Here is a 25997-nt window from a genome sequence, read left to right on the forward strand (position 1 = left end):
CGGCTGCGTGCGTTATGTGATGTGCTGGGACCGATCGGGCACATGGCAAGGGCTTGCGGCACAAGACAGGCTCGCCGCAGCCGCACGACACGCGACCACAGCGCATGAGGGAGGGGAGCCACCATGGGGTCGGAGCAGATCCGCCGATGGGAATCCGGAGCGCTGGCGCACGCCGTGACCGACCCCTTCGGCCTGGGCCCCGTCCCCTGGCTCCGCGGCAGCGAGACCTACTTCGACGACACCGGCCAGGTCGTCCCCTGGTACGTGGACGCGACCCAGCAGCCGCCCGACGGCGACGCCGCGCACACCCCTCGCATCCCGGCCCCGCGAGCCGCCGGAGGCCCGCGCTCGGCCGACGACGTCGGCCGCCAGATCAAGGGCTTCATCTCCACCGGCGCGGTCGCCCCCGGCCAGGCCGTCGACTTCCACATCACGGTCGACCCGCCCCAGGAATTCAGCGTCGACGTCTACCGCATCGGCCACTACGGCGGCGACGGCGCCGCGAAGATCACCACCAGCCCCCGCCTGTCCGGCATCGTCCAGTCCCCGCCGCTCACCGCGGACCGTACGGTCTCCTGCCACCACTGGTGGCTGTCCTGGCGGCTGCAGATCCCGTCGTACTGGAGCATCGGGGCGTATGTCGCCGTCCTCACCACGGCCGACGGCTACCGCTCCCACATCCCCTTCACGGTCCGCGACAACCACCCCGCGGACCTGCTCCTCCTCCTGCCCGACGTGACCTGGCAGGCGTACAACCTCTACCCGGAGGACGGCCGCATCGGCGCCAGCCTCTACCACGCCTGGGACGAACAGGGCCGCCTGCTGGGCGAGTCGGACGCGGCGACCACGGTCTCCTTCGACCGCCCGTACGCCGGCGCCGGCCTTCCCCTGCACGTCGGCCACGCCTACGACTTCATCCGCTGGGCCGAGCGCTACGGCTACGACCTCGCCTACGCCGACGCCCGCGACCTGCACGCAGGGCACGTGGACCCCACCCGCTACCGCGGCCTGGTCTTCCCGGGGCACGACGAGTACTGGTCGGTCAACATGCGCCGCACCGTCGAGCTCGCCCGTGAGCACGGCACGTCCCTCGTCTTCCTCTCCGCCAACACCATGTACTGGCAGGTGGAGTTGGGCCCGTCCCCGTCCGGCGTCCCCGACCGCCTGCTGACCTGCCGCAAGCGCAAGGGCCCCGGCAAACCCGTTCTGTGGCGCGAAGTCGACCGCCCGGAGCAGCAGTTGGTCGGTATCCAGTACGCGGGCCGGGTACCCGAGCCCCACCCCCTGATCGTCCGCAACGCCGACCACTGGCTCTGGGAGGCCTCCGGCGCCCACGAGGGCGACGAGATCGAGGGCCTGGTCGCGGGCGAGGCGGATCGGTACTTCCCGCGCACCCCGCTGCCCGAGCACGAGGACCGCATCCTGCTCGCGCACTCCCCGTACACCGACTCCGAGGGCGCCCTCCGCCACCAGGAGACGTCCCTGTACCGAGCCCCGTCCGGCGCCCTCGTCTTCGCGTCCGGGACGTTCGCCTGGTCCCCGTCGCTGGACCGTCCGGGCCACGTCGACGCACGCGTGCAGCGCGCCACGGCAAACCTGCTGGACCGCATCTGCAAACGTGACTGAGCTGTCGTACCCGAACAAGATCCACGCAGCTCAAGCCCACCCCCCACCAAGACCGATTCCCGTCATACGGGAGAATCGAGCCACTTGGTCATAACCACGGGGAGGAACCGTGTCCGGATTCGTAGAAAAGCCCGAGCCGATCCAGGTTCCGGGCCTGGTTCATCTCCACACCGGCAAGGTGCGCGAGCTGTACCAGAACGAGGCCGGCGACCTCGTGATGGTCGCCAGCGACCGCATCTCCGCCTTCGACTGGGTGCTGCCGACCGAGATCCCCGACAAGGGCCGCGTCCTCACCCAGCTGTCCCTGTGGTGGTTCGACCAGATCGCCGATCTGATCCCCAACCACGTCCTGAGCACCGACCTGCCCGCCGGCGCCCCCGCCGACTGGGCCGGCCGCACCCTCGTCTGCAAGTCGCTGCAGATGGTCCCGGTGGAGGCGGTGGCCCGCGGCTACCTCACCGGCTCGGGCCTGCTGGAGTACAACGAGTCCCGTACGGTCTGCGGCCTCGCCCTCCCCGAGGGCCTGGTCGACGGCAGCGAACTCCCCGCCCCGATCTTCACCCCGGCGACCAAGGCCGAGGTCGGCGAGCACGACGAGAACGTCTCGTACGAGGAGGTCGCCCGCCAGGTCGGCGCCGACACCGCCGCCCGGCTGCGCCAGTCGACCCTTGCCGTCTACGCGCGGGGCCGTGACATCGCCCGGGACCGCGGCATCATCCTCGCGGACACCAAGTTCGAGTTCGGCTTCGACGGCGAGACCCTGGTCCTCGCGGACGAGATCCTCACCCCGGACTCCTCCCGCTTCTGGCCCGCCGACCAGTGGCAGCCGGGCCGCGCGCAGCCGTCGTACGACAAGCAGTTCGTGCGCGACTGGCTGACCTCGCCGGCCTCCGGCTGGGACCGGAAGAGCGAGCAGCCCCCGCCGCCGCTGCCGCAGCAGGTCGTGGACGCGACCCGGGCGAAGTACGTCGAGGCGTACGAGCGCCTGACGGGCACGAGCTGGAGCTGACCCCCATGACAAAGGCCCCGGTCGATGACCGGGGCCTTGATCTGGAGCGGACGACGAGGCTCGAACTCGCGACCTCAACCTTGGCAAGGTTGCGCTCTACCAACTGAGCTACGTCCGCACTGCGCCGTGGCGCGAGAGCAACTATACCCAACCCCGCTCTCGTGCGAGCCGCACCGCCGTATGACGGTTCTCCGCCCCGAGCTTCGAGACCGCCGAGGACAGATAGTTCCGTACGGTCCCCTGCGACAGGGCGGCCCGCTCGGCGATCTCCGCGACCGGCGCCCCGTCGGCGGCGAGTTCCAGCACCTCGGCCTCCCGTACGGTCAGCGGCGAGTCCCCGGAGGCGATGGCGTCGGCGGCCAACTCCGGGTCGACGTAACGGTTCCCGGCATGCACGGTCCGGATGATCTCCGCGAGCCGCTGTGCGCTGACCGTCTTCGGAACGAACCCGCGCACACCAGCCGCAAGTGCCCGCTTCAGATGCCCGGGCCGCCCGTGACTGGTGACGATCAGCACCTGGCAGCCGGGCAGTTCGGCCCGCAGGGATGTGGCGACCTTCACACCGTCGGCGCCCGGCATCTGAAGATCGAGGACGGCCACATCCGGCTCGTGCGCCCGTGCCATCGCCAGCGCCTCAGGACCGGACGCCGCCTCGGCCACGACCACGAGGTCCTCCTCCAGGGCGAGCAGCGCGGCGAGCGCACCCCGGATCAGATGCTCGTCGTCGGCGAGCAGAAGCCGTACGACGGCTGTCATGCGCTGACCTCCTTCACGCTCAACGGCACCGCGGCCGTCACCCGGAACGCATCCGCCCCGACCCGGCCCGCCTCCAGCGTGCCGCCCACCGCCGACAGCCGCTCCCGCAGCCCGGCCAGTCCGGATCCGCCGCCACCCGCGGGATCCGAGGCCCCGTCGTTCTCCACGGTCAGCACCACGTATGCCTCGTCGGCCCGCAGCGTTATGTCACATCGCACCGCGTCCCCGTGGCGCAGCACATTCGTCGTCGCCTCCCGCACGACCCACCCGAGGACCGACTGAACCCCGGCCTCCAGCCCGCCGACCTCCCCGCTCACCTCGCAGTGGATCCCGGCCGCGCTCAACACGCCCTGCGCACCGGCGAGTTCGACCCCGAGGTCGGCCTCCCGATATCCCCGTACGACATCCCGCACCTCCCGCTGGGACTCCTGCGCGATCCGCTGCACCTCGATCATCTGGTCCACCGCCTCGGCCCGCCCGCGCCGCGCCAGCTGCACGGCCAGCTCGCTCTTCAGGGCGATCACGGCGAGATTCCGCCCCATCACGTCGTGCAGATCCCGCCCGAACCGCAACCGCTCCTCGGCGACGGCGAGGCGGGCCTCTGCCTCCCGGGCCCGCTCCGCCTCCCAGAGCACGGAGAGGGTCCAGGCGCCGCAGCGGCTGGCGAGCAGGGAGAAGGCCACCCCGAAACCGGTCAGTACGCCGACCATGGCGATCCCGGCGGGATCCGGATCGGCCCAGGCGAACGCGGCCATGAGCACCACGGCGAGCACGGCGGACCGGCGCAGGAACACGCGCATGGACGCGACCAGCCCGTACAGCAGCCCGAAGGGCATCAGCGCGGCACCGATGACAAGCCTGATCGTCACCGCGTCGGCCCCGCCCAGCGCGGCAAGGGCCAAAGTCAGGGCCAGCGCGAGGCCGAGCAGGACGGCGGCGGTGCGCAGGGCGCGGACCGGGAGTTCGGAGCGGCCCAGGTAGTGGTCGAGCACGGTCCGGGTGAGCCGGTTGGCCTCCACGCACTGCAGGGCGCTCACCAGGAGAAGCAGGCCCGCGACAACCGTCGGCGCGGGCCGCCGCACGAGCCCGCCCACCAGCGGCAGTGCCAGCCAGGACAGGGAGAAGACCCAGGTGGTGACGTACCAGGTCACCAGAGTCTGCAGCTCGACCCGCTCGGCCTTGCTGCGCTCCCGCCAGTGACGCCGCTGCCACCCCCGTATCAGCCCGAACACCGCTTCCCCGCCCCTCAGCGCCTCGGCTCCCACCGGAACCACCGCCGTACAGCAAACACCGCGAGCACGGTCCAGGCCAGGGCGGTCGCCACGGCGCCCAGTGCCTCGTAAGCGCTCAGCTGCCCGGTCCAGCCGCCCTGGACCAGCCGGATCGCGGGGGAGAGCGGCAGCAGTGCGCACACGGAGGACAGCCGGTCCGGCAGGATCTCCGCGGGGACCGCGATGCCCGAGCCCATCATCGACACGAACACCAGCGGCAGCGCGGTGACCTGGGCGCTCTCCACGGTCCTGGTGAAGGAGGCGGTCAGCGCGCCGAGCGCGGCACACAGCACCAGGCCCGACAGCACGCCGAGGACGGTGAGATACGGCGCCCGGGGCGCCCCCGCGTCGAGCAGCACGGCGCAGCCGACGGAGAGCACGACGGCCTGGGCGAGGCCGACACAGACGGCGGGCAGGGCGGTGCCGGTCAGGATCTCCACGTCGTCGAGTTCGCCGGTGCGCAGCCGCTTGAGGACCAGTTCCTCGCGGCGGGCGACATAGGCGCTCACCAGGGACGTGTACACGGCGAACAGGAAGGAGAACCCGATCGCGGCCGTCAGCATCACGGTGCCGATGCTCAACCCCTCCGCCTTCAGGTCGATCTGGTCGACCGCGGGCCGCACGCTGAACGGCAGCGCGAGCGGCACCAGCAGCGCCGTGACCACCGCTCCGCGATTGCGCCCGAGCAGGGTGAGCTCCGCGCGGGCCAGGGCACGCAGCCGCCGGCCGACGGGAGCCAGGGCGAGGGCGCTCATACCGCCACCTCCTGCTCCCGCGCGATCCCCAGGAACGCCTCCTCCAGCGAGGCCGACCGCACATCGAGTCCCTGCAGCTGCACTCGCGCCCGCTCGGCCCACACCAGCAGCCCGGTGGCCGCCCGCTGCAACTCGCGCGTCCGCAGCCGTACGACGTCCCCGTCCACCTCGTGCCCGCACACCCCCAGCTCACCGAGCGGCGGCAGGTCCCCGAGAAAGTAGCCGTCGGGCAGCCGGAAGGAGATCCGCGAGGGCTGCGCGGCGGTCACCTCGGCCGGCGTCCCGGTCGCCGCGACGCGCCCCTCGTGCAGGATCGCGAGCCGGTCGGCGAGGCCCTCCGCCTCCTCCAGGTAGTGCGTGGTGAGCAGCACCGTCGTGCCCGTGTCGCGCAGCGCCCGCACCAACTCCCAGGTGTCCCGGCGCCCTTCGGCGTCAAGGCCGGTCGTCGGCTCGTCCAGGAACAGCACCTCGGGCTCGCCGAGCAGTGCGAGCGCCAGGTCCAGCCGCCGCCGTTCGCCGCCGGACAACTGCTTCACCCGTACGCCGGCCCGTCGCTCGAGCCCGACGAGGGCCAGCGCCTCGGCCTCGGGCCGCGCCCCGCTGACGCACCCCGCCCACATCCGCGCGGTCTCCGCCACGGTCAGCTCGGACGGAAAGCCGCCCTCCTGCAGCATCACCCCGGTCCTCGGCCGTACGGCGGCCCGGTCCTCGTACGGATCGTGGCCGAGTACCCGTACCCGTCCCCCGGCGGGCCGGGCGAGCCCCTCCAGCAGTTCGACGGTCGAGGTCTTGCCCGCTCCGTTGGTGCCGAGCAGCGCGAAGATCTCGCCGCGGCCCACGGAGAACGTGATGCCACGCACCGCCTCGAACCCGCCCCCGTACACACGCCGCAGGTCAGTGACCTCAATCACGTGTTCGCGTTCGTTGTCCATGACTTCAGCGTCCCGGCGAAGTCGGGCCGGGAGCAGTGCGTGCTGTCATCGCTCGGCATGACAAATGTCAGAGCGTCACCGGCAGTACATGAGGCGGGACATGAAAAAGCCCCCCGGCCGAAGCCGAGGGGCTTGATTCAAGAGCGGACGACGAGGCTCGAACTCGCGACCTCAACCTTGGCAAGGTTGCGCTCTACCAACTGAGCTACGTCCGCATTGCCTCCGACCGGCTCCCACCGATCGGCGCGAGCACCAGCCTACCTGATCCACAAGAGTGGTTCTGACCGGCGGTGCAGAGCGGGTGACAGGAATTGCACACTGCGCCTTCCCCCTGGAAGGGGGATGTTCTACTACTGAACTACACCCGCATGTACTCCGTGGGCCGGGCTTTTCGGCCTTGCCCCTCGGCGTGCTCCAGACTCTAGCTGACCAGGAGGGGTGCAGCGCAAGTCGGTTCTCCCGAGGGGCCGGTGACCGGTCGTCGGCAGCGGCTCACTGCGCCGCGCTGAACGCCTCGTAGACCTTCTTGGGGATCCGGCCGCGAGCCGGGACGTCCATCTTGTTGGCCTGGGCCCAGGCCCGGACGGCGGCCGGGTCGGGGGCGACCTCGGTCTGGCGGTACGCCTTGCCCGACTTGGACCGCTTGCGGCCGGCCTCCACGTAGGGCTCGAGCGCCTTACGCAGTTTCTTGGCATTGGCTTGATTCAGGTCGATCTCGTACGACTTGCCGTCGAGTCCGAAGGCGATCGTTTCCGCCGCTTCCGAGCCGTCGATGTCGTCAAAGAGAGTGACCACGACCTTCTGCGCCACGAATATCGGTCCCTTCGTGCGACACCGCAATCCGCGAAGACGTGGATGACGTGCCACGACGTCGCGGAGATGTCGACTGTCCGCCAGTTAATGGGCAAAGTATCGGCTAATGACAATTCATTTGTACAGTGCCCGGCATTGCAATGTGAAGCCCGACTAAATCTGCCCGCGTGTCTCTCGCGCAATAGCCACGGGGCATCGATCCGGGATCTTTCCCTGAACTTTTCGTGAAGGTCCCCGTCCGATGCCGAATCGTGATGGCGGTCACGTAGTTTCCTACAACTCTACTCGCGTAGAAATTTTGTGCGGGTAGTCTGAAGCCACCTGCTCAGCACCACACCACCGGGAGTGCCCGTGGCACGCGTCGTAGTCGACGTCATGCTCAAGCCGGAGATCCTCGACCCCCAGGGCCAGGCGGTCCAGCGTGCGCTGCCGCGTCTGGGTTTCGAAGGCATCTCCGACGTACGTCAGGGAAAGCGATTCGAACTGGAAGTTGACGGGCCGGTCGACGAGGCCGCGCTCGCCCGCATCCACGATCTTGCGGAATCCTTCCTCGCCAACACCGTGATCGAGGACTTCACCGTCAAGGTGGAGGAAGTCGCGGAGGCCGCGAAGTGACCGCTCGTATTGGCGTCGTCACTTTCCCCGGCAGCCTCGACGACCGGGACACACAGCGCGCGATCCGCCTCGCGGGCGCCGAACCGGTCGCTCTCTGGCACAAGGACAAGGACCTCCACCAGGTCGACGCGGTCGTCCTTCCCGGTGGTTTCTCCTACGGCGACTATCTGCGGGCCGGCGCCATCTCCCGCTTCTCGCCGGTGATGGAGACGGTCATCGAGCAGGCGAAGGCCGGCTTCCCGGTCCTCGGTATCTGCAACGGCTTCCAGATCCTCACCGAGGCGCACCTGCTGCCCGGCGGGATGCTCGGCAACGACCATCTGCACTTCATCTGCCGTGACCAGAAACTGCGGGTGGAGAACGCGGACACCGCCTGGACCGTCGACTACGAGTCCGGCCAGGAGATCCACATCCCGCTGAAGAACATGGACGGCCGCTACGTCGCCGACCAGTACACGCTGGACAAGCTGGAGGCCGAGGGGCGGGTCGCCTTCCGCTACCTGGACTTCAACCCCAACGGTTCGCTCAACGACATCGCCGGCATCACCAACGAGGCCGGGAACGTCGTAGGCCTCATGCCGCACCCGGAGCACGCCGTCGAGCCCCTCATCGGCTCCGGCCGCACCGACGGCCTCCCCTTCTTCACCTCGATCCTCAAGAAGCTGGTCAACGCATGAGCCGGACGCCTCTGGACACGGTCGAGCACGCGGCCGCGACCCCCGACGTCGAGCTGCCCTGGGCCGAACTCGGCCTGAAGAAGGACGAGTACGAGCGGGTGGTGGAGATCCTCGGCCGCCGGCCCACCGGTGCCGAGCTGGCCATGTACTCCGTCATGTGGTCCGAGCACTGCAGCTACAAGAGCAGCAAGGTGCACCTGCGCCAGTTCGGCGAGAAGGCCCCTCAGTCCGATGCGCTGCTCGTGGGCATCGGCGAGAACGCCGGTGTCGTCGACGTCGGCCAGGGCTACGCCGTGACGTTCAAGGTCGAGTCGCACAACCACCCGTCGTACGTCGAGCCCTACCAGGGCGCGGCCACCGGTGTCGGCGGCATCGTCCGCGACATCATCGCGATGGGTGCACGCCCGGTCGCGGTCGTCGACCCGCTGCGGTTCGGTGCCGCCGACCACCCCGACACCAAGCGGGTGCTGCCCGGTGTCGTCGCCGGCATCGGCGGCTACGGCAACTGCCTCGGCCTGCCCAACATCGGCGGCGAGGTCGTCTTCGACTCCTGCTACCAGGGCAACCCGCTGGTCAACGCCGGTGCCATCGGCGTGATGCGGCACGAGGACATCCACCTCGCGAAGGCGTCCGGCGCGGGCAACAAGGTCATCCTGTACGGGGCCCGGACCGGCGGCGACGGCATCGGCGGCGCCTCGATCCTCGCCTCCGAGACCTTCGACGACGCCAAGCCGTCGAAGCGTCCGGCCGTGCAGGTCGGCGACCCCTTCCAGGAGAAGCTGCTCATCGAGTGCACCCTGGAGGCGTTCCAGGAGAAGCTGGTCGTCGGTATCCAGGACCTGGGTGCGGCAGGTCTGTCCTGTGCGACGAGTGAGCTGGCCTCGAACGGCTCCGGCGGCATGCGCGTCACCCTGGACGACGTACCGCTGCGTGACTCGACCCTCTCGCCCGAGGAAATCCTCATGAGCGAGTCGCAGGAGCGCATGTGCGCGGTCGTGGAGCCGGAGAAGGTCGACCGGTTCCTGGAGATCTGCGACAAGTGGGATGTCATCGCCACGGTGATCGGTGAGGTCACGGACGGCGACCGCCTCGAGATCTACTGGCACGGCGGCAAGATCGTCGACGTCGACCCGCGGACGGTCGCGCACGACGGTCCGGTCTACGAGCGGCCGTACGCCCGCCCGTCCTGGCAGGACGAACTGCAGGCCGACGACGCGGGCAGGCTTGCGCGGCCGGCGAGTTCGGCGGAGCTGAAGGACCAGGTCCTGAAGCTGGTGGCCTCTCCCAACCAGGCCTCCAAGAAGTGGATCACCTCGCAGTACGACCACTTCGTGCAGGGCAACACGGTGCTGGCCCAGCCGGAGGACTCCGGCATGATCCGCATCGACGAGGAGTCCGGCCTCGGCGTCGCCATCGCGACGGACGGCAACGGCCGGTACGCGAAGCTCGACCCGTACGCGGGCGCGCAGCTGGCGCTCGCGGAGGCGTACCGCAACGTCGCCACCACCGGCGCCAAGCCCCTCGCCGTCTCCGACTGCCTGAACTTCGGTTCGCCCGAGGACCCGGCGGTGATGTGGCAGTTCGCGGAGGCCATCCGCGGGCTCGCCGACGCCTGCCAGCAGTTGGGCACTCCGGTGACCGGCGGCAACGTGTCGCTCTACAACCAGACGGGCGAGGTCGCCATCCACCCGACCCCGGTCGTCGCGGTCCTGGGTGTCATCGACGACGTCGCCCGCCGCACCCCGGTCGCCTTCCAGGAGGAGGGGCAGCTGCTCTACCTCCTCGGCGACACCCGCGAGGAGTTCGGCGGTTCGGCCTGGTCTCAGGTCGTGCACGACCACCTCGGCGGACTGCCGCCCAAGGTCGACCTGGAGCGTGAGCGCCTGCTCGGCGAGATCCTGATCTCCGCCAGCCGCGACGGCATGATCGACTCCGCGCACGACCTGTCCGACGGCGGTCTGATCCAGGCGGTCGTGGAATCGGCGCTGCTCGGCGGCAGGGGCGCGCGTCTGGTCGTACCGGACGGGCTCGACGCCTTCACCCTCCTCTTCTCCGAGTCGGCGGGACGCGCGGTCGTCGCCGTGCCGCGCTCCGAGGAGGTCCGCTTCAACGACATGTGCGGCGCGCGGGGTCTGCCCGTCACCCGCATCGGTGTCGTGGACGGTGACTCGGTCGAGCTCCAGGGCGAGTTCGAGCTGTCCCTGGAGGAGCTGCGCGAGGCCCACGAGGCGACGATCCCGGCGCTGCTCGCCTGATCCCCTGCGGGAGTACGACGACGAAGGCCCCGCCCGTTTCGAACGGGCGGGGCCTTCCGTCATGCCGGGACCGGCTCGGCCTCCCGGGGCGGGCTCGAAGTCCCCTGCGCCGAGCCGGACTTGGGCAATCGGAACGCCATCACCGAGGCCACCGCCATGATCCCGGCGCCGCACCAGAACACCACGCTCGTCGCGTCGATGAAGGCGTGCACGCCGTGCGTGTGGGCCGTTCCCGTCAGGCGGGACAGCGCGCTCACGTCGCCGCCGCCGGGGCCGTGGGTGGCGTACAGGCGGGTCAGGACGGTGCCGAAGAGGGCGGTGCCCAGGGCGTTGCCGATGTTCTGGAAGTAGCGGATGGAGGTGGTCGCGACGCCCAACTGCGCACGCGGGGCCGCGTCCTGGACGAGCAGGATCAGCTGACCCAACAGCTGCCCGAACCCGGCCCCGACCAGCAGGAGTTCGGCTCGGATCAGCCAGAGCGAGGTGTCCGGGGCGATCGTCGTGGCGAGCAGCACGAAGGCGAGGGCGGTGGTGGCCGTGCCGCTGATCGTGAAGGTGCGGGAGGTCCAGCCGCGGGCGGTGAGCGGGCCGCCGAGCAGGCCGGTGGCCGACATGCCGACTGCCATCGGGACGAGGTAGAGGCCCGCGGAGGAGCTGCTGAGGCCGCGGACGATCTGCAGATAGATGAGCACGTAGTAGATGGCGCCCATCATGGCGGCGCCCATGATCGCCTGGATGGCGAAGCCGAGGCGCAGTTCGCGGATGCGGAACAGGGCCAGCGGCAAGACAGGTTCGGGCGCGCGGAGCTGGCGCCACAGGAACAGGGCGAGCGCGACGGCGGCCGCGGTGAGCAGACCGAGCACCTCCGGCGACGACCATGCGTACTTCTTGCCGCCCCAGTCGGTGACCAGGAGCAGGGCGCTGGAGAAGGCGGCCGCGAGCAGGGCGCCGGTGTAGTCGAGCGGCCGGCGGACGTGGTGTTCCGGGAGCTTCAGGGCGAAGGCGGAGGCGGCGAGGACCGCGAGGCCGACCGGCAGGTTGATGTAGAAGATCCAGCGCCAGCTCGCGTGGTCCGCCAGCAGGCCGCCGATCCAGGGGCCGACCGCCATCGCGCCGCCCGCGACGAGTCCGCCCATGTTGGTGCCCTTGCCGGCGCCCTTCTCCTCCGGGCCCTTGAGGTGGGCGATGACCACCATCGTCACGCTCATCAGGCCGCCGCCGCCCAGGCCCTGCACGGCGCGCGCCGCGATGAGCTGGTCCATCGACCGGGCGGCGCCGCACAGCGCGGAGCCGAGCAGGAAGGTGGCGATCGCGCCGGTGAAGACGCGCTTCGGGCCGAGGACGTCGCACAGCTTGCCGTACAGCGGCAGCAGCGCGGCCGACGCCAGCGCGAACGCGCTGACCAGCCAGGGGATCTTGTCGATGCCGTGGTCGGGGTCGAGGTCCCGGACGATCGGGACGGTGGCCGCGGACACGATCTGCAGGTCCAGGACGGCCAGGACGATCGTGACGAGGCAGACGAGGAAGCCGATCTTGCGCTGGGTCTCGGTCATGGGCACCACCATGCCGTGAGTTTGTGTACCGAGTCAATGTTTTATCTGAGATGAAAGTTCGGCCTGGTTCAAATTTCGCCTTGGTAAGGTGGCAACATGGCTGATCAGGCGATGGGGCTGCGCGAGCGGAAGAAGCTGCAGACGGCGCAGCGGATCTATCGGGCCGCGGTCACGCTGTTCGTCGAGCGCGGCTTCGACAACGTCTCGGTGCAGGAGATCGCCGACGCCGCCGAGGTCTCGAAGATGACCGTCTTCAACTACTTCGGTACGAAGGAAGACCTGGTCTTCATGCCCGTGGAGGACCACTTCGGGGACGCGGCCCGCGCGGTGCGGGAGCGCAAGCCGGGGGAGACGGCCGTGGACGCCGTACGCCGGCAGTTCCTGGAGATGGTCGAGGCCCGCGACCCCGCGCTCGGACTGCACGCCGAACCCTTCGCCCGCCAGGTGCGCCAACTCGTCCGGGACACCCCGGTGTTGATGGAGCGCGCCTTCGTCGGCGCCCAGAAGGGCACCAGGGCACTCGCCGACCTGCTGGCCGAGGAGACGGGCGACCGCACCCTCGCCCTGATCGCCGCCGCCACGCTCAGCGCCGCCCGCAACGCCCTGATCGAGGAGTACGTCGGCCGTATCGCCGCCGGCGAGAGCCCCGAGGCGGTCGCCGCAGCCGCGCCCGCACTGGCCGAGCGGGCCTTCGCGCTCGTGGAGGCGGGGCTGAAGGACTACGCGCGCAAGGCGTGACGCGGACTAGGCTCACGCCATGCCACCGGCCAAGCAGCGCGCCCGTACGTACGACTCCGCCAAGATCCGCAAAGCTCTGACGGCTCAGTTCGGGAACGTGCAGGAGGCCGTGCGCGCCCTGGCTCCGGAGCAGTTGGCGCTTCCCACCCGGCTCGGCGAGTGGACCGTCCGGGACCTGGCCGCGCACGTGACCATGGCCGTGGAGACCGTCACCCGCAACCTCGAGCGCGACGAGCCGCCGAAGCCGGAACTGACCCTCCTGGAGTGGCCGTTCGCCACCGCCACCCGTGCCGCCGACATCGCCGACGGCACCCGCAGCCTCGCCGAGGCCAACCCCGACCTCGACGCTCTCTACTCCCGCACCGCCGAGCGCTTCGCCGCAGCCCTCGCCACCGCCCCCGACACCCGCATCCTCGCCGCCCGCACCGGTGCCATGACCCTCGCCGACTACCTGGTCACCCGCACCGTCGAACTCGTCGTCCACACCGACGACCTGAACGCCGCGGTCCCGGGACTGGAAGTGCCGTACGACCGTCAGGCTCTCGCCGCCTGCACCCGGCTGCTCGCCGACGCCCTGGCCGCCAAGGCGCCCGGCGGCTCCACCGAGGTGCGGATCCCGCCGTACGCCGTCGTGCAGTGCATCGAGGGCCCCCGGCACACCCGCGGCACCCCGCCGAACGTCGTCGAGACCGACCCGCTGACCTGGATCCGGCTCGCGACGGGGAGGGTGGCGTGGAAGGACGCCGTCGAGGGGGCCACGGTCAGCGCCAGTGGGGAACGGGCCGACCTGAGTGCCCTGCTGCCGCTCATGGCGTGAGCCGGCGGAACCGGACTCCCGCCCCTCCCGTCCCATCGGCATGGACAAACAGCGACTCACCCTCGCCGTCCTGACCGTTCTCCCGCTCGTCATGGCGTGCGGCAGCGGCGGGGGCAGCGCCTCCGTCGCGTCGGGGACCTCGGGAGTGCCGGGCGTCCACTGGAAGGTCGACAGCGTCACCGTGGACGGCACCACCCGGCGCGCCCCCGCGGCCGCCGACGTCCGGATCGACGCGGACGGAACCGCCGTGGGCAACTACGGCTGCAACGAGTTCAGCGCGAAGGCCGCCGTCACGGACGACCACGTCAAGCTGACGAACGCCACCCAGACCCTGATGGCCTGCGACGAGCGCCGTATGTCCTTCGAGCGCGCCCTCGCCCGCACCCTCACCGACCACTCCCTCACGGCCCGGACCACGGACGACGGCCTGACGCTCACCACCGGCGACGGCGACCGCATCCACCTGACCAGGGAGAAGGTGACCGAGGAGAAGGACGCCCCTCTGTACGGGACGAAGTGGACGATCACGGCACTCGGTGCCGACGGCACGACGAGCAGCCTGCCGAAGGGGACCTCCGCGCACCTCACCTTCGACAAGGAGTCCGGCAAGGTCACCGGCAGCCTCGGCTGCAACCACGTCACCGCGAAGGCCACGGTCCGCGACGGACGTATCACGCTGGGCGCCGCGTCCACCACGCGAATGATGTGCGACACCTCACTCATGAATACGGAGAAGCAGCTCCTGCGGCTCTTCGACGGCACGGCGACCTATGAGTTGGATCAGCAAACCCTTACGCTGACCAGCGAAAACGGAGAAAGTGCCAAAGCCGTCGCCGAGCGGTGATCCATTAGCGGCACGTATCCCCAATTCGGACCAGTGGTCGATCTCGCCTACACTCGGTGCCGTGCCACGTGGTGACGGTCGACTCAATCATGATCTGCTCCCCGGTGAGAAAGGCCCCCAGGACGCCTGCGGCGTCTTCGGAGTCTGGGCTCCCGGTGAAGAGGTCGCCAAGCTCACTTACTTCGGGCTCTACGCCCTCCAGCATCGGGGCCAGGAATCCGCGGGAATCGCGGTCAGCAACGGCTCCCAGATCCTCGTCTTCAAGGACATGGGCCTCGTGTCCCAGGTCTTCGACGAGACCTCGCTCGGTTCCCTCCAGGGTCATATCGCGGTCGGTCACGCCCGCTACTCGACCACCGGCGCCTCCGTGTGGGAGAACGCCCAGCCGACGTTCCGCGCCACCGCGCACGGCTCCATCGCGCTCGGCCACAACGGCAACCTGGTCAACACGGCGCAGCTCGCCGAGATGGTCGCCGACCTGCCGAAGAAGGAGGGTGGCCGTACCCCGCGCGTGGCGGCCACCAACGACACCGACCTCCTCACGGCCCTGCTCGCCGCGCAGGAGGACGAGGACGGCAAGCCGCTGACCATCGAGGAGGCCGCCCACACGGTCCTTCCGCAGGTCAAGGGCGCCTTCTCCCTCGTCTTCATGGACGAGCACACCCTCTACGCCGCCCGCGACCCGCAGGGCATCCGCCCGCTGGTCCTCGGCCGCCTCGAGCGCGGCTGGGTCGTCGCCTCCGAGTCCGCCGCCCTCGACATCTGCGGCGCGAGCTACGTCCGCGAGATCGAGCCGGGCGAGTTCGTGGCCATCGACGAGAACGGCCTGCGTACCTCTCGATTCGCGGAAGCGAAGCCCAAGGGCTGTGTCTTCGAGTACGTGTACCTGGCCCGCCCCGACACCGACATCGCCGGCCGGAACGTGTACCTCTCCCGCGTGGAGATGGGCCGCAAGCTCGCCAAGGAAGCCCCGGTCGAGGCGGATCTGGTCATAGCGACTCCGGAGTCCGGCACCCCGGCCGCCATCGGCTACGCGGAGGCGTCCGGCATCCCCTTCGGTGCGGGCCTCGTGAAGAACGCGTACGTCGGCCGTACGTTCATCCAGCCCTCGCAGACCATCCGCCAGCTGGGCATCCGCCTCAAGCTGAACCCGCTGAAGGAAGTCATCAAGGGCAAGCGCCTGGTGGTCGTGGACGACTCGATCGTCCGCGGCAACACCCAGCGCGCCCTGGTCCGCATGCTCCGCGAGGCGGGCGCCGCCGAGGTCCACATCCGGATCTCCTCGCCGCCCGTGAAGTGGCCCTGCTTCTTCGGCATCGACTTCGCCACCCGCGCCGAGCTCATCGCCAACGGCATGACGATCGAAGAGATCGGCACCTCGCTCGGCGCCGACTCCCTGGCGTACATCTCCATCGACGGCATGATCGAGGCGACCACCATCGCCAAGCCGAACCTCTGCCGCGCCTGCTTCGACGGCGAGTACCCGATGGAGCTTCCGGACCCCGAGCTGCTCGGCAAGCAGCTGCTGGAGACAGAGCTGGCCGCCGGTCCGGCCGCCACGGCGGCGGCCGAGGCGATCCGTCGCCCGTAAAGCCCGTAATACCTGCAGTACGACACGAAAGTTCTCGCCGTCATGTCTGAGACAACTGGTGCCAGCTACGCAGCCGCGGGCGTCGACATCGAAGCGGGCGACCGCGCCGTCGAGCTGATGAAGGAGTGGGTGAAGAAGACGCAGCGCCCCGAGGTCCTCGGCGGCCTCGGCGGTTTCGCCGGCCTCTTCGACGCCTCCGCCCTCAAGAACTACGAGCGCCCCCTGCTCGCCTCGGCGACCGACGGCGTGGGCACGAAGGTCGACATCGCGCGCCAGCTGGGCGTGTACGACACCATCGGCCACGACCTGGTCGCGATGGTCATGGACGACATCGTGGTGTGCGGCGCCGAGCCGCTGTTCATGACCGACTACATCTGCGTCGGCAAGGTCCACCCCGAGCGCGTGGCCGCGATCGTCAAGGGCATCGCCGAGGGCTGCGTCCTGGCCGGCTGCGCCCTGATCGGCGGCGAGACGGCCGAGCACCCCGGGCTGCTCGGCGAGGACGACTTCGACGTCGCAGGCGCCGGTACGGGCGTCGTGGAGGCCGACCGGCTGCTGGGCCCGGATCGTATCCGTACGGGTGACGCGGTGATCGCCATGGCGGCCTCCGGTCTTCACTCGAACGGGTACTCGCTCGTCCGTCACGTCCTGCTGAACCAGGCCGGCCTGTCGCTCGACACACAGATCGAGGAGCTCGGCCGCACGCTCGGCGAGGAGCTGCTGGAGCCGACCAAGATCTACTCGCTGGACTGCCTGGCGCTCACGCGCACCACGGATGTGCACGCGTTCAGCCATGTCACCGGCGGCGGACTCGCCGCCAACCTGGCCCGAGTGATCCCCGACGGCCTGCACGCGATCGTCGACCGCTCCACCTGGACCCCGGCCCCGATCTTCGACCTCGTCGGCAAGACGGGCCAGGTCGAGCGCCTCGAGCTGGAGAAGACCCTGAACATGGGCGTCGGCATGATCGCGATCGTGCCTGAGGAGTCCACCGACGTGGCGCTGGCGACGCTGGCGGACCGGGGCGTCGAGGCCTGGGTCGCCGGTGGGATCACGGACCGCGGCGATCGCGCGACGGGCGCGGAGCTGGTGGGCGACTACTCCGGCTGAAAGCAGCGCAAAACCCGGTCCGGTGGTGTGGACCACCCCGGACCGGGTCGAGCACAGCTAGTGCGTCAAGCGCCGCGGCGATGTTGAGACGAAGGACCGGACTCGTCGTCCTCGTCCTCATCGTCGTCGTTATAGAGATCCGCGTACTGGGCGTACGGGTCGTCTTCGTCCTCGTCGTCCTCGAACGGCTCGCCGTTCGGCGGCTGGCTCGAAGTCGAAGCGCCCAGCTCGCTGGCCAGACGCGACAGGTCAGTCCCGCCGCTGTTGTACTTCAGCTGGCGGGCGACCTTCGTCTGCTTGGCCTTGGCCCGGCCGCGCCCCATGGCTCGACCCCCTCGGTGACGGGGCTCGACGGCCCCAGAGTCTTGACACGCGTTCATGATCTGGAACGGGCTCTCCGCAGAGAGACCGGTCCGTAGGGCTTCCACGGTACCTGAGCCCGCGCCCATACGGTACGTCGCCCGCAGGACGGTCACGGGTCCAGCACCTGCGGGGCGCCCCGTCCCCGCTGGTCAACCGCGATTTTAACCACTTCTTGGCGGGCGACCCGCCGACGAACGTGAGAGTTCTCTCTAAGTGTGCGCCGACGGGTACCGGCCAAACCTTCGAAGGGCCCCGATCAGTGCGCCCGGCGCCCCTCCGCCATTCGCTGCTCGGCGATCCGGTCGGCCGCCGCGGCCGGCGGAATCCCGTCCGCCTTCGCACGTGCGAATATGGCCAGCGTGGTGTCGAAGATCTTCGCCGCCTTGGCCTTGCACCGGTCGAAGTCGAAGCCGTGGAGCTCGTCGGCGACCTGGATGACACCGCCGGCGTTCACCACGTAGTCCGGCGCGTAGAGGATCCCGCGGTCGGCGAGGTCCTTCTCCACGCCCGGGTGGGCGAGCTGGTTGTTGGCGGCGCCGCAGACGATCTTCGCGGTCAGCGCGGGCACGGTGTCGTCGTTCAGGGCCCCGCCGAGCGCGCACGGGGCGTAGATGTCGAGCCCGTCGACGCGGATCAGGGTCGCGGTGTCGGCGACGGCCGTCACGCCCGTCGAGTGCGCCGCGAGGATCCTTCCCACGGCCTCCTCGCGCACGTCGGTGATCACGACCTCGGCGCCCTCGTCCCGCAGATGCCGGACCAGGTGGTGGCCGACCTTGCCGACGCCCGCGATGCCGACCTTGCGGCCGCGCAGCGACGGGTCGCCCCACAGGTGCTGGGCACTGGCGCGCATGCCCTGGTAGACGCCGAAGGCGGTGAGGACGGAGGAGTCGCCGGCGCCGCCGTTCTCGGGCGAGCGGCCCGTGGTCCAGCGGCACTCGCGGGCGACGACGTCCATGTCGGCGACGTATGTGCCGACGTCGCAGGCGGTGACGTAGCGGCCGCCGAGGGAGGCGACGAACCGGCCGTAGGCCAGCAGCAGCTCCTCGCTCTTGATCCGCTCGGGGTCGCCGATGATCACGGCCTTGCCGCCGCCGTGGTCGAGACCGGCCATGGCGTTCTTGTACGACATCCCGCGCGCGAGGTTGAGCGCGTCGGCGACGGCCTCGGCCTCGTTCGCGTAGGGGTAGAAGCGCGTACCGCCGAGGGCGGGGCCCAGGGCGGTGGAGTGGATGGCGATGACGGCCTTGAGGCCGCTGGCGCGGTCCTGGCAGAGCACGACTTGCTCATGACCTCCCTGATCCGAGTGGAACAGGGTGTGCAGCACATCAGCAGGTGCGCCGGTTACGTCGGTCACTGTGGTGACTCCTGAAGTAAGTAGCGGCGGTTGGAGACCAGCTCCCGTGCGGGTGGCGGGTGCTGTGAGCACGAGATTAAGCCTTGGGGCGCCCACCCACCGCGCAGTGCTCAGGATCACCCACTCCCGGAGTACGTCCGTGCGACGATTTGCATAGATTTCCCGCCCGTTTGTGAGCGGGTTCCGCAGGTTTTCCCGGTGGTGGGCGGGGGAGGGAGCAGGCGTGCCCAAGGTGTCCTCGGTGATCGTCCCGTACGCGACGTATCTGCGCGTGTACGAGCCACTGGCCGCCTTCCCGGAGCCGGAGCGCAGCCACTGGGCTCGCTACGGCCGCCGCCCCGACCGTCCCTCGTACCAGGACGAACTGCGCCGCTCCCTGGCCGACTTGCTGCCCACCCCGCCGATCCCGGTACCGGTGCACGAGAGCAGCGACGCGTTCGTGCTCGAGGTCGACGGGGTGCTGTGCGTGTGCCCCTGGCGGACCCGGCTGCGCGGCTGGCAGGCCCTGCAGGAGCTGCCCGAGGAGCTGCCGAAGCCGGTCCTGGACGCGGTGCTGCCGGAGGTCGTACGACGCCAGGCGGCCCAGGACTACGAGCGATGGCTGGTCCGCAACCCGGACGCCCGCCCCTGGATCCGTACGGCGACCTGGCAGGTGCCGCTGCACTGGTTCGTGCTGGTCTCGGACGAGGAGCGGCGCTTCGACAAGGGCTCCGGCGAGATCCCGCCGATGCTGCGCTACCAGACGCCGATGGTGCAGGCCCGGCGGCGGGTGGCGCGGGCCCTGCGCGCCCTCAAGGACGCCATCGACGACGGGCCGCTCATCGACGGCCTGGTGGACGTGGGCCGCTGGCTGGAGGAGTTCCACCCGCGCTCACTGGTGGAGCTGGACTACGGCGGCCTGGTGCACACCCTGCCGGCCGGCGACCTCGAGGACGACCACTCGGCGGCCGACGTGGCCGAGGGCGTCGAGGCGCTGCGGCACGGCGACGGAGCGGCCGCGGGCGCCGCCTATGCCCGCCTGGTGGAGCGCTGGCGCTCGGTCAGGGACCGGCGCTCGGCGAACTAGCCCATCCCTTGGCCCAGGGCTGACTCCAGGTAACGAACTGGCGTTTGACGAATCGCCCGTTTTGGGGTTTCGTCCTCGCACCGAGGTTCCTGAGGTTTCGTCAACATCGGACGTAGGCCCCGATACGGGCTTATGTGTCGAGCGTGACGGAACGCACGTACCCGGCTCTTGCGTCGCTTGCCCCTCCTCATGCCAAAATAGGACAAGGAGTCCGGGGAGGACTCCGTCCGCATTGCACGCTTTGGGGGGTCTGGTGACTCCTGATCGTCCTGTGACTGATCGTCACAGTGGCGTGACTGTCCGCTATGGCATGGTCCATCGGCTTAGGTCGCTGATGAACACCTGGAGGGGCAATTCCATCGGTTTGGCCGACGCGGCTGGACAGATGGTGTAGTTGTAGTGCCGAGGACAAGCCGTTCGTCCTATAACCGACTCGACTCGCGTCCGCCATTTCGGGCAACGCGGGTCAAGGTGCAGAATTTAGAGGAAAGAACCGAGAAGGTTCGGTTCTCCCGAGGAGGCCGCTCATGACCGCTCGCACCCCTGATGCCGAGCCGCTGCTGACCCCGGCTGAGGTCGCCACCATGTTCCGCGTCGACCCGAAGACGGTCACGCGGTGGGCGAAGGCCGGAAAGCTCACTTCGATCCGTACGCTCGGCGGGCACCGCCGCTACCGCGAGGCGGAGGTCCGTGCTCTGCTCGCGGGCATCCCCCAGCAGCGCAGCGAGGCCTGAACAACTCCATAACCGGGCAAACCGGCAGGTCCCCTAACTTGTCGTGGCGCCCGGGCCCTAGCTACAAGCGACGCGGGTTCTGCCCCAACAGAGCCCACGCCCAAGCCCCTCCGGGCTTCCCAAGCAACAAACAGGGTGCGTCGTCGATCGCGCTGGACTCCGCCGAGTCCAGCGCGATCTTTTTGCGTGCGCGGGAAGTTCGGCCAGCGGCCCTGTGAGCAGCCTGGACGGAGTCTGGGGAGGGGTGTCGGATCTCCTGTGCGGACCCTCGGCGCGGAGGGTGCAATTGCACATATTAAATTGACCCGTTGTAGGTGAGGTGTAAGTACCGCGGTTTCAGAAACTCATGCGGTGACACCCGTCACACGGCTGAGTTCTTGTTGCCTTCGGTGCGCGTGCGCTAGAGGAGGTACGCGCTCCAGCGTCCCACGGCGGAACGGGTGTTGAGGCCGGCCGACGGTCATGCGCCCGCGGGGCTTTCGTCCTCGACCGCGTCGTCCGGCGTGTCGGCCGCGGCTCTCGGCGAGGAGTCCATCGCCAACCGCAGCAGGTGGTGGCAGATCGGGCAGTGGCGGGTCAGATGGCGGTAGGACGAAGCGGCCGACAGATGCGCGCGGAGCAGGGCCCGCGTCTCGTGCCTGACCGACGCCGCCATACGCCACCTCCTGGGGGCCGCACGGGGAACGGCCCTGTCTTCTGGGTACCGAGCGAATGTGACGCCGTCAAGACGGCGTGGGGCTCCGCCGGTGTGGCGTGATTGGCGTGCCGGCTGTTTCCCGGCGCCCGGCGCCGCAGTTGCCGTCCCCTGCGGCCGACGCCTCCAGACCCCCGCTTCGGCCCTGAAGGGGCCTCGTCCTCAAACGCCGGGACGGGCTGGGTGATGCGAGCCGATGTCGGGAGCGGGAGGCATGAGAAAGGGCCCGCGCCCCTTGCTCGGGGTGCGGGCCCTTCGTCTACTGCGGTCCTGACGGGATTTGAACCCGCGGCCTCCACCTTGACAGGGTGGCGAGCACTCCAAACTGCTCCACAGGACCAGGTTTCGCGGCGCCATTTGTGCGTTGCGCTGCGAGAAGAGACTGTACAGGAGGGTGAGCCCGCTGGTCGAACTCACCCTGGGTGCACGGGCGGTTACGGGGCGGCGGCGTCGATCGCCTTCACGATCCGCTTGTCGGAGACCGGATACGCCGTACCGAGCGCGTGGGCGAAGTAGCTGACCCGCAGCTCCTCGATCATCCAGCGGATGTCCAGGACGGACGTGGGGATCGGGCGGCCCTGGGGGAGCTGTTCCAGGAGCCAGGCGTACTCGTCCTGCATCTCGTGGACCTTCTCCATACGGGTCGTGTCCCGCTGGACCCCGGTCGGCATCTGCTGCAGGCGGCGGTCCGCGGCCACCAGGTACCGCATCAGGTCGGGCAGGCGGCGAAGCCCCGTCGCCGTCACGAAGCCAGGCTTCACGAGGGCGTCCAGCTGCCCCCGCACGTCCTGGAGGTTCGACAGCAGCGCAGGGCTCCGTACGGCCTTCAGACGGCGCTCACAGGCCTGCCAGGCGGCCAGCACCTGCTGCACCTGCCCCACCGTACGGACCGTGGTGTCGACGATCTCGGATCGCACCTTGTCGTACAGCTTCCGGTACGACTCCTCGTCCCACGCCGGGCCCCCGAAGTCGCCGATCAGCTTGTCCGCCGCAGCCATGGCGCAGTCGTCGAAGAGCGCCTGGATCGAGCCGTGAGGGTTCGCGGACAGGGCGAGCTTCTGGGGGTTCGTCAGCTTCTCGGATGCGAACTTGGCAGGGTTCACCGGGATGTTGCGCAGGATCAGGCGCCGCGTGCCCTTCCACATCGCCTCCGCCTGCTCCGCCTCCGTGTCGAAGAGGCGTACGGAGACCGTGTCGCCGTCGTCCACCAGCGCCGGGTACGCCTTCACCGGCTGGCCGGCCCGGCGGGTCTCGAAGACGCGGGTGAGGGAGCCGATCGTCCAGTCCGTCAGCCCCTTGCGCTCCAGGGACTCGCCGCCCTGGCGCTCGGCGGTGGCGGCCGCGGCTTGGGAGAGGGCCTGCCTCGCCTTAGGCCTCAGGCGCAGCTTCAGCGTCTCCAGGTCCTTGTCCTCGGCCAGCTTGCGGCGCCGTTCGTCGACGATCCGGAAGGTGATGCGGAGGTGGTCCGGCACCCTCGACCAGTCGAAGTCGTCCGCCTCGAAGGGGACTCCGACCATGCGCTTCAGCTCGCGCGCCATCGTCGTCGTCAACGGCTCCTGGAGCGGTACGGCCGTGTCCAGGAACCGCTGCGCGAAGTTCGGGGCCGGCACGTAGTTGCGGCGGATCGGCTTCGGGAGGGAGCGGATCAGCTCGGTGACGACCTCTTCCCGCAGGCCCGGGATCTGCCAGTCGAAGCCCTCGTCCGTGACCTGGTTGAGGACCTGGAGCGGGACGTGGACGGTCACACCGTCGGCATCCGCGCCCGGCTCGAACTGGTAGGTGACACGGAACTTGAGGTTCCCCTGCCGCCAGGAGTCCGGATAGTCGGCCTTGGTGACCGCCTCCGCCGACTCCCGGATGAGCATCTCCCGCTCGAAGTCGAGGAATTCGGGCTGCTCGTGCCGCTTCCGCTTCCACCAGGAGTCGAAATGGGCGCCGGAGACGACGTGTTCGGGCACCCGGGCGTCGTAGAAGTCGAAGAGCGTCTCGTCGTCGACGACGATGTCGCGCCGCCGGGCGCGGTGCTCCAACTCCTCGACCTCGCTGAGGAGTTTGCGGTTGTCGGCGAAGAACTTGTGGTGGGTGCGCCAGTCGCCCTCGACGAGCGCGTTGCGGATGAACAGCTCGCGGCTGACCTCGGGGTCGATACGGCCGTAGTTCACCTTCCGTTGGGCGACGATCGGGACGCCGTACAGCGTGACCTTCTCGTACGCCATCACGGCCGCCTGGTCCTTCTCCCAGTGCGGTTCGCTGTACGTCCGCTTCAGCAGATGTTCCGCGAGGGGCTCGACCCACTCGGGCTCGATCTTCGCGTTGACCCGGGCCCAGAGGCGCGAAGTCTCCACCAGCTCCGCCGACATCACGAAGCGCGGCGGCTTCTTGAAGAGGGCCGAGCCCGGGAAGACCGCGAACTTGGCGTTCCGCGCGCCCAGATACTCGTTCTTCGCGCCGTCCTTCACGTCCTTCATGCCGATGTGCGAGAGCAGACCGGCGAGCAGGGAGACGTGGATACGGTCGCCGGGGGCGTCCTCCTCGTTGAGATGGATGCCCATCTGCCTGGCGACCGTGCGGAGTTGGGAGTAGATGTCCTGCCATTCGCGAATGCGCAGGAAGTTGAGGTACTCCTGCTTGCACATCCGGCGGAAGGACGACGAGCCGCGCTCCTTCTGCTGCTCGCGGATGTAGCGCCAGAGATTGAGGTAGGCCAGGAAGTCGCTGGTCTCGTCCTTGAAGCGGGCGTGCTGCTGGTCGGCCTGCGCCTGTTTGTCGGCGGGGCGCTCGCGCGGGTCCTGGATGGAGAGCGCGGCGGCTATGACCATGACCTCGCGGACACAGCCGTTCTTGTCGGCCTCCAGGACCATGCGGGCCAGGCGGGGGTCGACCGGCAGTTGGGCGAGCTTGCGGCCGGTCTGGGTGAGCCGCTTGCGTACGTCCTTCTCCTTCGGGTCCAACGCGCCCAGTTCCTGGAGCAGTTGGACGCCGTCGCGGATGTTGCGGTGGTCCGGCGGGTCGATGAACGGGAACTTCTCGATGTCGCCGAGACCGGCCGCGGTCATCTGCAGGATGACGGAGGCGAGGTTCGTGCGCAGGATCTCCGCGTCCGTGAACTCCGGGCGGGCGACGAAGTCGTCCTCGGAGTAGAGGCGGATGCAGATTCCGTCGGACGTACGGCCGCAGCGGCCCTTGCGCTGGTTGGCGCTGGCCTGGGAGATCGGCTCGATGGGCAGCCGCTGCACCTTCGTACGGTGGCTGTAGCGGGAGATGCGGGCGAAGCCCGGGTCGATGACGTACTTGATGCCCGGGACGGTCAGCGAGGTCTCGGCGACGTTCGTGGCCAGAACGATCCTGCGCCCGGTGTGGGGCTGGAAGACGCGGTGCTGCTCGGCGTGCGAGAGGCGGGCGTAGAGGGGCAGCACCTCTGTGCCCTGTCCATTGGCGCCTCCGGCGCGGGGATAGTTCTTCTTGACCAGCGCGTCCGCCGTGTCGCGGATCTCGCGCTCACCGGAGAGGAAGACGAGGATGTCGCCCTTGCCCTCCCCCTGAAGCTCCTCCACGGCGTCGCAGATCGCGGTGATCTGGTCGCGGTCGGAATCGTCGCCGTCCTCTTCGAGGAGCGGGCGGTACCGCACCTCCACCGGATACGTACGGCCGCTGACCTCGACGATCGGGGCGTCGCCGAAGTGCCGCGAGAACCGCTCCGGGTCGATGGTCGCCGAGGTGATGACGACCTTCAGATCGGGCCTGCGCGGCAGCAACTGCGCCAGATACCCCAGCAGGAAGTCGATGTTGAGGGACCGCTCGTGGGCCTCGTCGATGATGATCGTGTCGTAGGCGCGCAGCTCGCGGTCGGTCTGGATCTCGGCGAGCAGGATGCCGTCCGTCATCAGCTTGATGAAGGTCGAGTCCTGGTTCACCTGGTCGGTGAAGCGGACCTTCCAGCCGACGGTCTCGCCGAGGGGCGTGTCCAGCTCCTCCGCGACGCGCTCGGCGACGGTACGGGCGGCGATCCGGCGGGGCTGGGTGTGCCCGATCATTCCCTTGACCCCGCGCCCCAGCTCCACACAGATCTTCGGGATCTGCGTGGTCTTCCCGGACCCGGTCTCGCCGGCGACGATCACGACCTGGTGGTCGCGGATGGCGTCGGCGATCTCGCTCTTCTTCTGGCTGACGGGCAGCTGCTCGGGGTACGTGACGGCGGGCACGCGGCTGAGCCGCTCGCCGATCCGCTCCTCGGCGCGGGCGACCTCCGCCTCGATCTCGGCGAGAACGGCGGCCTGGGCCTCCGGCTTACGGATCTTGCGCGCGCCTTCGAGCCTGCGCCCGAGCCGGTGCGCGTCGCGCAGGGACAGCTCGGTCAGGCGAGGGGCGAGGGTGCCGAAGGCCGGGGTGGCGGGGGCAGGGTGCGTAGACATACGCGATCCAGG

At 69.5% G+C, this 25997-nt stretch carries 22 protein-coding genes and 4 tRNA genes; 12 read left to right on the forward strand and 14 right to left on the reverse strand.

Annotated elements, in window-relative coordinates:
• Positions 1 to 123: 123 nt before the first annotated feature.
• Positions 124 to 1626 carry a N,N-dimethylformamidase beta subunit family domain-containing protein gene (locus ABZ880_RS39885; RefSeq protein WP_361273801.1) on the forward strand — a complete coding sequence of 501 codons (1503 nt, stop codon included), beginning with the start codon at positions 124 to 126 and terminating at the stop codon, positions 1624 to 1626.
• 109 nt (positions 1627 to 1735) lie between these two features.
• Positions 1736 to 2635: a phosphoribosylaminoimidazolesuccinocarboxamide synthase gene (locus ABZ880_RS39890; RefSeq protein ID WP_361273804.1), complete on the forward strand. Its 900-nt coding sequence runs from the start codon at positions 1736 to 1738 to the stop codon at positions 2633 to 2635.
• A gap of 42 nt (positions 2636 to 2677) precedes the next feature.
• Here ABZ880_RS39890 and ABZ880_RS39895 read toward each other — a convergent pair.
• The 8 genes from ABZ880_RS39895 to ABZ880_RS39930 all read right to left on the reverse strand — a co-directional run bounded on the left by ABZ880_RS39895 (position 2678) and on the right by ABZ880_RS39930 (position 7159).
• Positions 2678 to 2753, reverse strand: a tRNA-Gly gene (locus ABZ880_RS39895).
• A 23-nt stretch (positions 2754 to 2776) separates the two neighbouring features.
• A complete protein-coding gene (locus tag ABZ880_RS39900) occupies positions 2777 to 3391 on the reverse strand; it encodes a response regulator transcription factor (RefSeq protein WP_361273807.1) in 615 nt (204 codons plus the stop codon).
• Positions 3388 to 4656: a histidine kinase gene (locus ABZ880_RS39905; protein ID WP_361273810.1), complete on the reverse strand. Its 1269-nt coding sequence runs from the start codon at positions 4654 to 4656 to the stop codon at positions 3388 to 3390. The genes ABZ880_RS39900 and ABZ880_RS39905 overlap by 4 nt, the downstream gene beginning before the upstream one ends.
• A complete protein-coding gene (locus ABZ880_RS39910) occupies positions 4638 to 5417 on the reverse strand; it encodes an ABC transporter permease (RefSeq protein WP_361273813.1) in 780 nt (259 codons plus the stop codon). Before ABZ880_RS39910 ends, ABZ880_RS39905 begins: the two co-directional genes overlap by 19 nt.
• Entirely contained in the window at positions 5414 to 6349 is a 936-nt protein-coding gene (locus tag ABZ880_RS39915; RefSeq protein WP_361273816.1) for an ABC transporter ATP-binding protein, read from the reverse strand. The genes ABZ880_RS39910 and ABZ880_RS39915 overlap by 4 nt, the downstream gene beginning before the upstream one ends.
• A 142-nt stretch (positions 6350 to 6491) precedes the next feature.
• A tRNA-Gly gene (locus tag ABZ880_RS39920) sits at positions 6492 to 6564 on the reverse strand.
• An 81-nt stretch (positions 6565 to 6645) separates the two neighbouring features.
• Positions 6646 to 6717 (reverse strand) — tRNA-Gly (locus tag ABZ880_RS39925).
• 124 nt (positions 6718 to 6841) lie between these two features.
• Positions 6842 to 7159: an Lsr2 family protein gene (locus tag ABZ880_RS39930; RefSeq protein ID WP_361273819.1), complete on the reverse strand. Its 318-nt coding sequence runs from the start codon at positions 7157 to 7159 to the stop codon at positions 6842 to 6844.
• Positions 7160 to 7513: 354 nt separating this feature from the next.
• Here ABZ880_RS39930 and purS point away from each other — a divergent pair, with 354 nt between their 5' ends.
• From purS to purL, 3 genes are read left to right on the forward strand one after another with little or no spacing between them, the layout of a single operon-like run.
• Positions 7514 to 7777, forward strand: coding sequence for a phosphoribosylformylglycinamidine synthase subunit PurS (purS, locus tag ABZ880_RS39935; RefSeq protein ID WP_015659417.1), 264 nt, complete (start codon positions 7514 to 7516; stop codon positions 7775 to 7777).
• Entirely contained in the window at positions 7774 to 8454 is a 681-nt protein-coding gene (gene purQ, locus ABZ880_RS39940; protein ID WP_361273822.1) for a phosphoribosylformylglycinamidine synthase subunit PurQ, read from the forward strand. Before purS ends, purQ begins: the two co-directional genes overlap by 4 nt.
• Positions 8451 to 10709, forward strand: a complete 2259-nt coding sequence (purL, locus tag ABZ880_RS39945) for a phosphoribosylformylglycinamidine synthase subunit PurL (protein ID WP_361273825.1) — start codon at positions 8451 to 8453, stop codon at positions 10707 to 10709. Before purQ ends, purL begins: the two co-directional genes overlap by 4 nt.
• 59 nt (positions 10710 to 10768) lie before the next feature.
• Here purL and ABZ880_RS39950 read toward each other — a convergent pair whose 3' ends face one another.
• Positions 10769 to 12262 (reverse strand): MFS transporter, encoded by a 1494-nt coding sequence (locus tag ABZ880_RS39950; protein ID WP_361273828.1) that lies wholly within the window; start codon positions 12260 to 12262, stop codon positions 10769 to 10771.
• 96 nt (positions 12263 to 12358) lie between these two features.
• On the opposite strand from ABZ880_RS39950, the gene ABZ880_RS39955 reads away from it, so the two are divergent.
• The 5 genes from ABZ880_RS39955 to purM all read left to right on the forward strand — a co-directional run bounded on the left by ABZ880_RS39955 (position 12359) and on the right by purM (position 17362).
• Entirely contained in the window at positions 12359 to 13000 is a 642-nt protein-coding gene (locus tag ABZ880_RS39955; RefSeq protein ID WP_361273831.1) for a helix-turn-helix domain-containing protein, read from the forward strand.
• Positions 13001 to 13019: 19 nt separating this feature from the next.
• Entirely contained in the window at positions 13020 to 13817 is a 798-nt protein-coding gene (locus ABZ880_RS39960) for a sterol carrier family protein (RefSeq protein ID WP_361273833.1), read from the forward strand.
• Positions 13818 to 13857: 40 nt separating this feature from the next.
• A complete protein-coding gene (locus ABZ880_RS39965; RefSeq protein ID WP_361273836.1) occupies positions 13858 to 14661 on the forward strand; it encodes an META domain-containing protein in 804 nt (267 codons plus the stop codon).
• A gap of 61 nt (positions 14662 to 14722) precedes the next feature.
• Entirely contained in the window at positions 14723 to 16252 is a 1530-nt protein-coding gene (gene purF / locus ABZ880_RS39970) for an amidophosphoribosyltransferase (protein WP_361273839.1), read from the forward strand.
• A gap of 42 nt (positions 16253 to 16294) precedes the next feature.
• Positions 16295 to 17362 carry a phosphoribosylformylglycinamidine cyclo-ligase gene (gene purM, locus ABZ880_RS39975; RefSeq protein WP_361273842.1) on the forward strand — a complete coding sequence of 356 codons (1068 nt, stop codon included), beginning with the start codon at positions 16295 to 16297 and terminating at the stop codon, positions 17360 to 17362.
• A gap of 65 nt (positions 17363 to 17427) precedes the next feature.
• On the opposite strand, the gene ABZ880_RS39980 is transcribed toward purM, so the two are convergent.
• Both ABZ880_RS39980 and ABZ880_RS39985 read right to left on the reverse strand, forming a co-directional pair.
• Positions 17428 to 17685 (reverse strand): DUF3073 domain-containing protein, encoded by a 258-nt coding sequence (locus tag ABZ880_RS39980; protein WP_361273844.1) that lies wholly within the window; start codon positions 17683 to 17685, stop codon positions 17428 to 17430.
• Positions 17686 to 17981: 296 nt separating this feature from the next.
• Positions 17982 to 19079 (reverse strand): Glu/Leu/Phe/Val dehydrogenase dimerization domain-containing protein, encoded by a 1098-nt coding sequence (locus tag ABZ880_RS39985; RefSeq protein WP_361273846.1) that lies wholly within the window; start codon positions 19077 to 19079, stop codon positions 17982 to 17984.
• A gap of 223 nt (positions 19080 to 19302) precedes the next feature.
• On the opposite strand from ABZ880_RS39985, the gene ABZ880_RS39990 reads away from it, so the two are divergent.
• Together ABZ880_RS39990 and bldC are read left to right on the forward strand one after the other, a co-directional pair.
• Entirely contained in the window at positions 19303 to 20145 is an 843-nt protein-coding gene (locus ABZ880_RS39990; protein ID WP_361273849.1) for a hypothetical protein, read from the forward strand.
• A 527-nt stretch (positions 20146 to 20672) separates the two neighbouring features.
• Positions 20673 to 20879: a developmental transcriptional regulator BldC gene (bldC, locus tag ABZ880_RS39995; protein ID WP_003949541.1), complete on the forward strand. Its 207-nt coding sequence runs from the start codon at positions 20673 to 20675 to the stop codon at positions 20877 to 20879.
• A 460-nt stretch (positions 20880 to 21339) separates the two neighbouring features.
• Here the strand turns inward: bldC and ABZ880_RS40000 are convergent, their stop codons facing one another.
• The 3 genes from ABZ880_RS40000 to hrpA all read right to left on the reverse strand — a co-directional run bounded on the left by ABZ880_RS40000 (position 21340) and on the right by hrpA (position 25985).
• Positions 21340 to 21534 carry a DUF6274 family protein gene (locus ABZ880_RS40000; RefSeq protein ID WP_361273851.1) on the reverse strand — a complete coding sequence of 65 codons (195 nt, stop codon included), beginning with the start codon at positions 21532 to 21534 and terminating at the stop codon, positions 21340 to 21342.
• Between the two features lie 304 nt (positions 21535 to 21838).
• Positions 21839 to 21913, reverse strand: a tRNA-Asp gene (locus ABZ880_RS40005).
• Between the two features lie 94 nt (positions 21914 to 22007).
• Entirely contained in the window at positions 22008 to 25985 is a 3978-nt protein-coding gene (gene hrpA / locus ABZ880_RS40010; protein WP_361273853.1) for an ATP-dependent RNA helicase HrpA, read from the reverse strand.
• Positions 25986 to 25997 lie beyond the last annotated feature (12 nt).

It is taken from the genome of Streptomyces sp. NPDC047043 (assembly GCF_040644055.1).
Taxonomy (GTDB): Bacteria; Actinomycetota; Actinomycetes; order Streptomycetales; family Streptomycetaceae; genus Streptomyces.

Bases quoted from the DNA above. Each gene is read 5' to 3' on its own strand.
- ABZ880_RS39885 (WP_361273801.1), top strand. From the start codon at position 124: ATGGGGTCGGAGCAGATCCGCCGATGGGAATCCGGAGCGCTGGCGCAC.
- ABZ880_RS39900 (WP_361273807.1), bottom strand. From the start codon at position 3,391: ATGACAGCCGTCGTACGGCTTCTGCTCGCCGACGACGAGCATCTGATC.
- ABZ880_RS39910 (WP_361273813.1), bottom strand. From the start codon at position 5,417: ATGAGCGCCCTCGCCCTGGCTCCCGTCGGCCGGCGGCTGCGTGCCCTG.
- ABZ880_RS39915 (WP_361273816.1), bottom strand. From the start codon at position 6,349: ATGGACAACGAACGCGAACACGTGATTGAGGTCACTGACCTGCGGCGT.
- purL (WP_361273825.1), top strand. From the start codon at position 8,451: ATGAGCCGGACGCCTCTGGACACGGTCGAGCACGCGGCCGCGACCCCC.
- ABZ880_RS39950 (WP_361273828.1), bottom strand. From the start codon at position 12,262: ATGACCGAGACCCAGCGCAAGATCGGCTTCCTCGTCTGCCTCGTCACG.
- ABZ880_RS39955 (WP_361273831.1), top strand. From the start codon at position 12,359: ATGGCTGATCAGGCGATGGGGCTGCGCGAGCGGAAGAAGCTGCAGACG.
- ABZ880_RS39960 (WP_361273833.1), top strand. From the start codon at position 13,020: ATGCCACCGGCCAAGCAGCGCGCCCGTACGTACGACTCCGCCAAGATC.
- ABZ880_RS39965 (WP_361273836.1), top strand. From the start codon at position 13,858: ATGGACAAACAGCGACTCACCCTCGCCGTCCTGACCGTTCTCCCGCTC.
- purM (WP_361273842.1), top strand. From the start codon at position 16,295: ATGTCTGAGACAACTGGTGCCAGCTACGCAGCCGCGGGCGTCGACATC.
- ABZ880_RS39980 (WP_361273844.1), bottom strand. From the start codon at position 17,685: ATGGGGCGCGGCCGGGCCAAGGCCAAGCAGACGAAGGTCGCCCGCCAG.
- bldC (WP_003949541.1), top strand. From the start codon at position 20,673: ATGACCGCTCGCACCCCTGATGCCGAGCCGCTGCTGACCCCGGCTGAG.
- ABZ880_RS40000 (WP_361273851.1), bottom strand. From the start codon at position 21,534: ATGGCGGCGTCGGTCAGGCACGAGACGCGGGCCCTGCTCCGCGCGCAT.
- hrpA (WP_361273853.1), bottom strand. From the start codon at position 25,985: ATGTCTACGCACCCTGCCCCCGCCACCCCGGCCTTCGGCACCCTCGCC.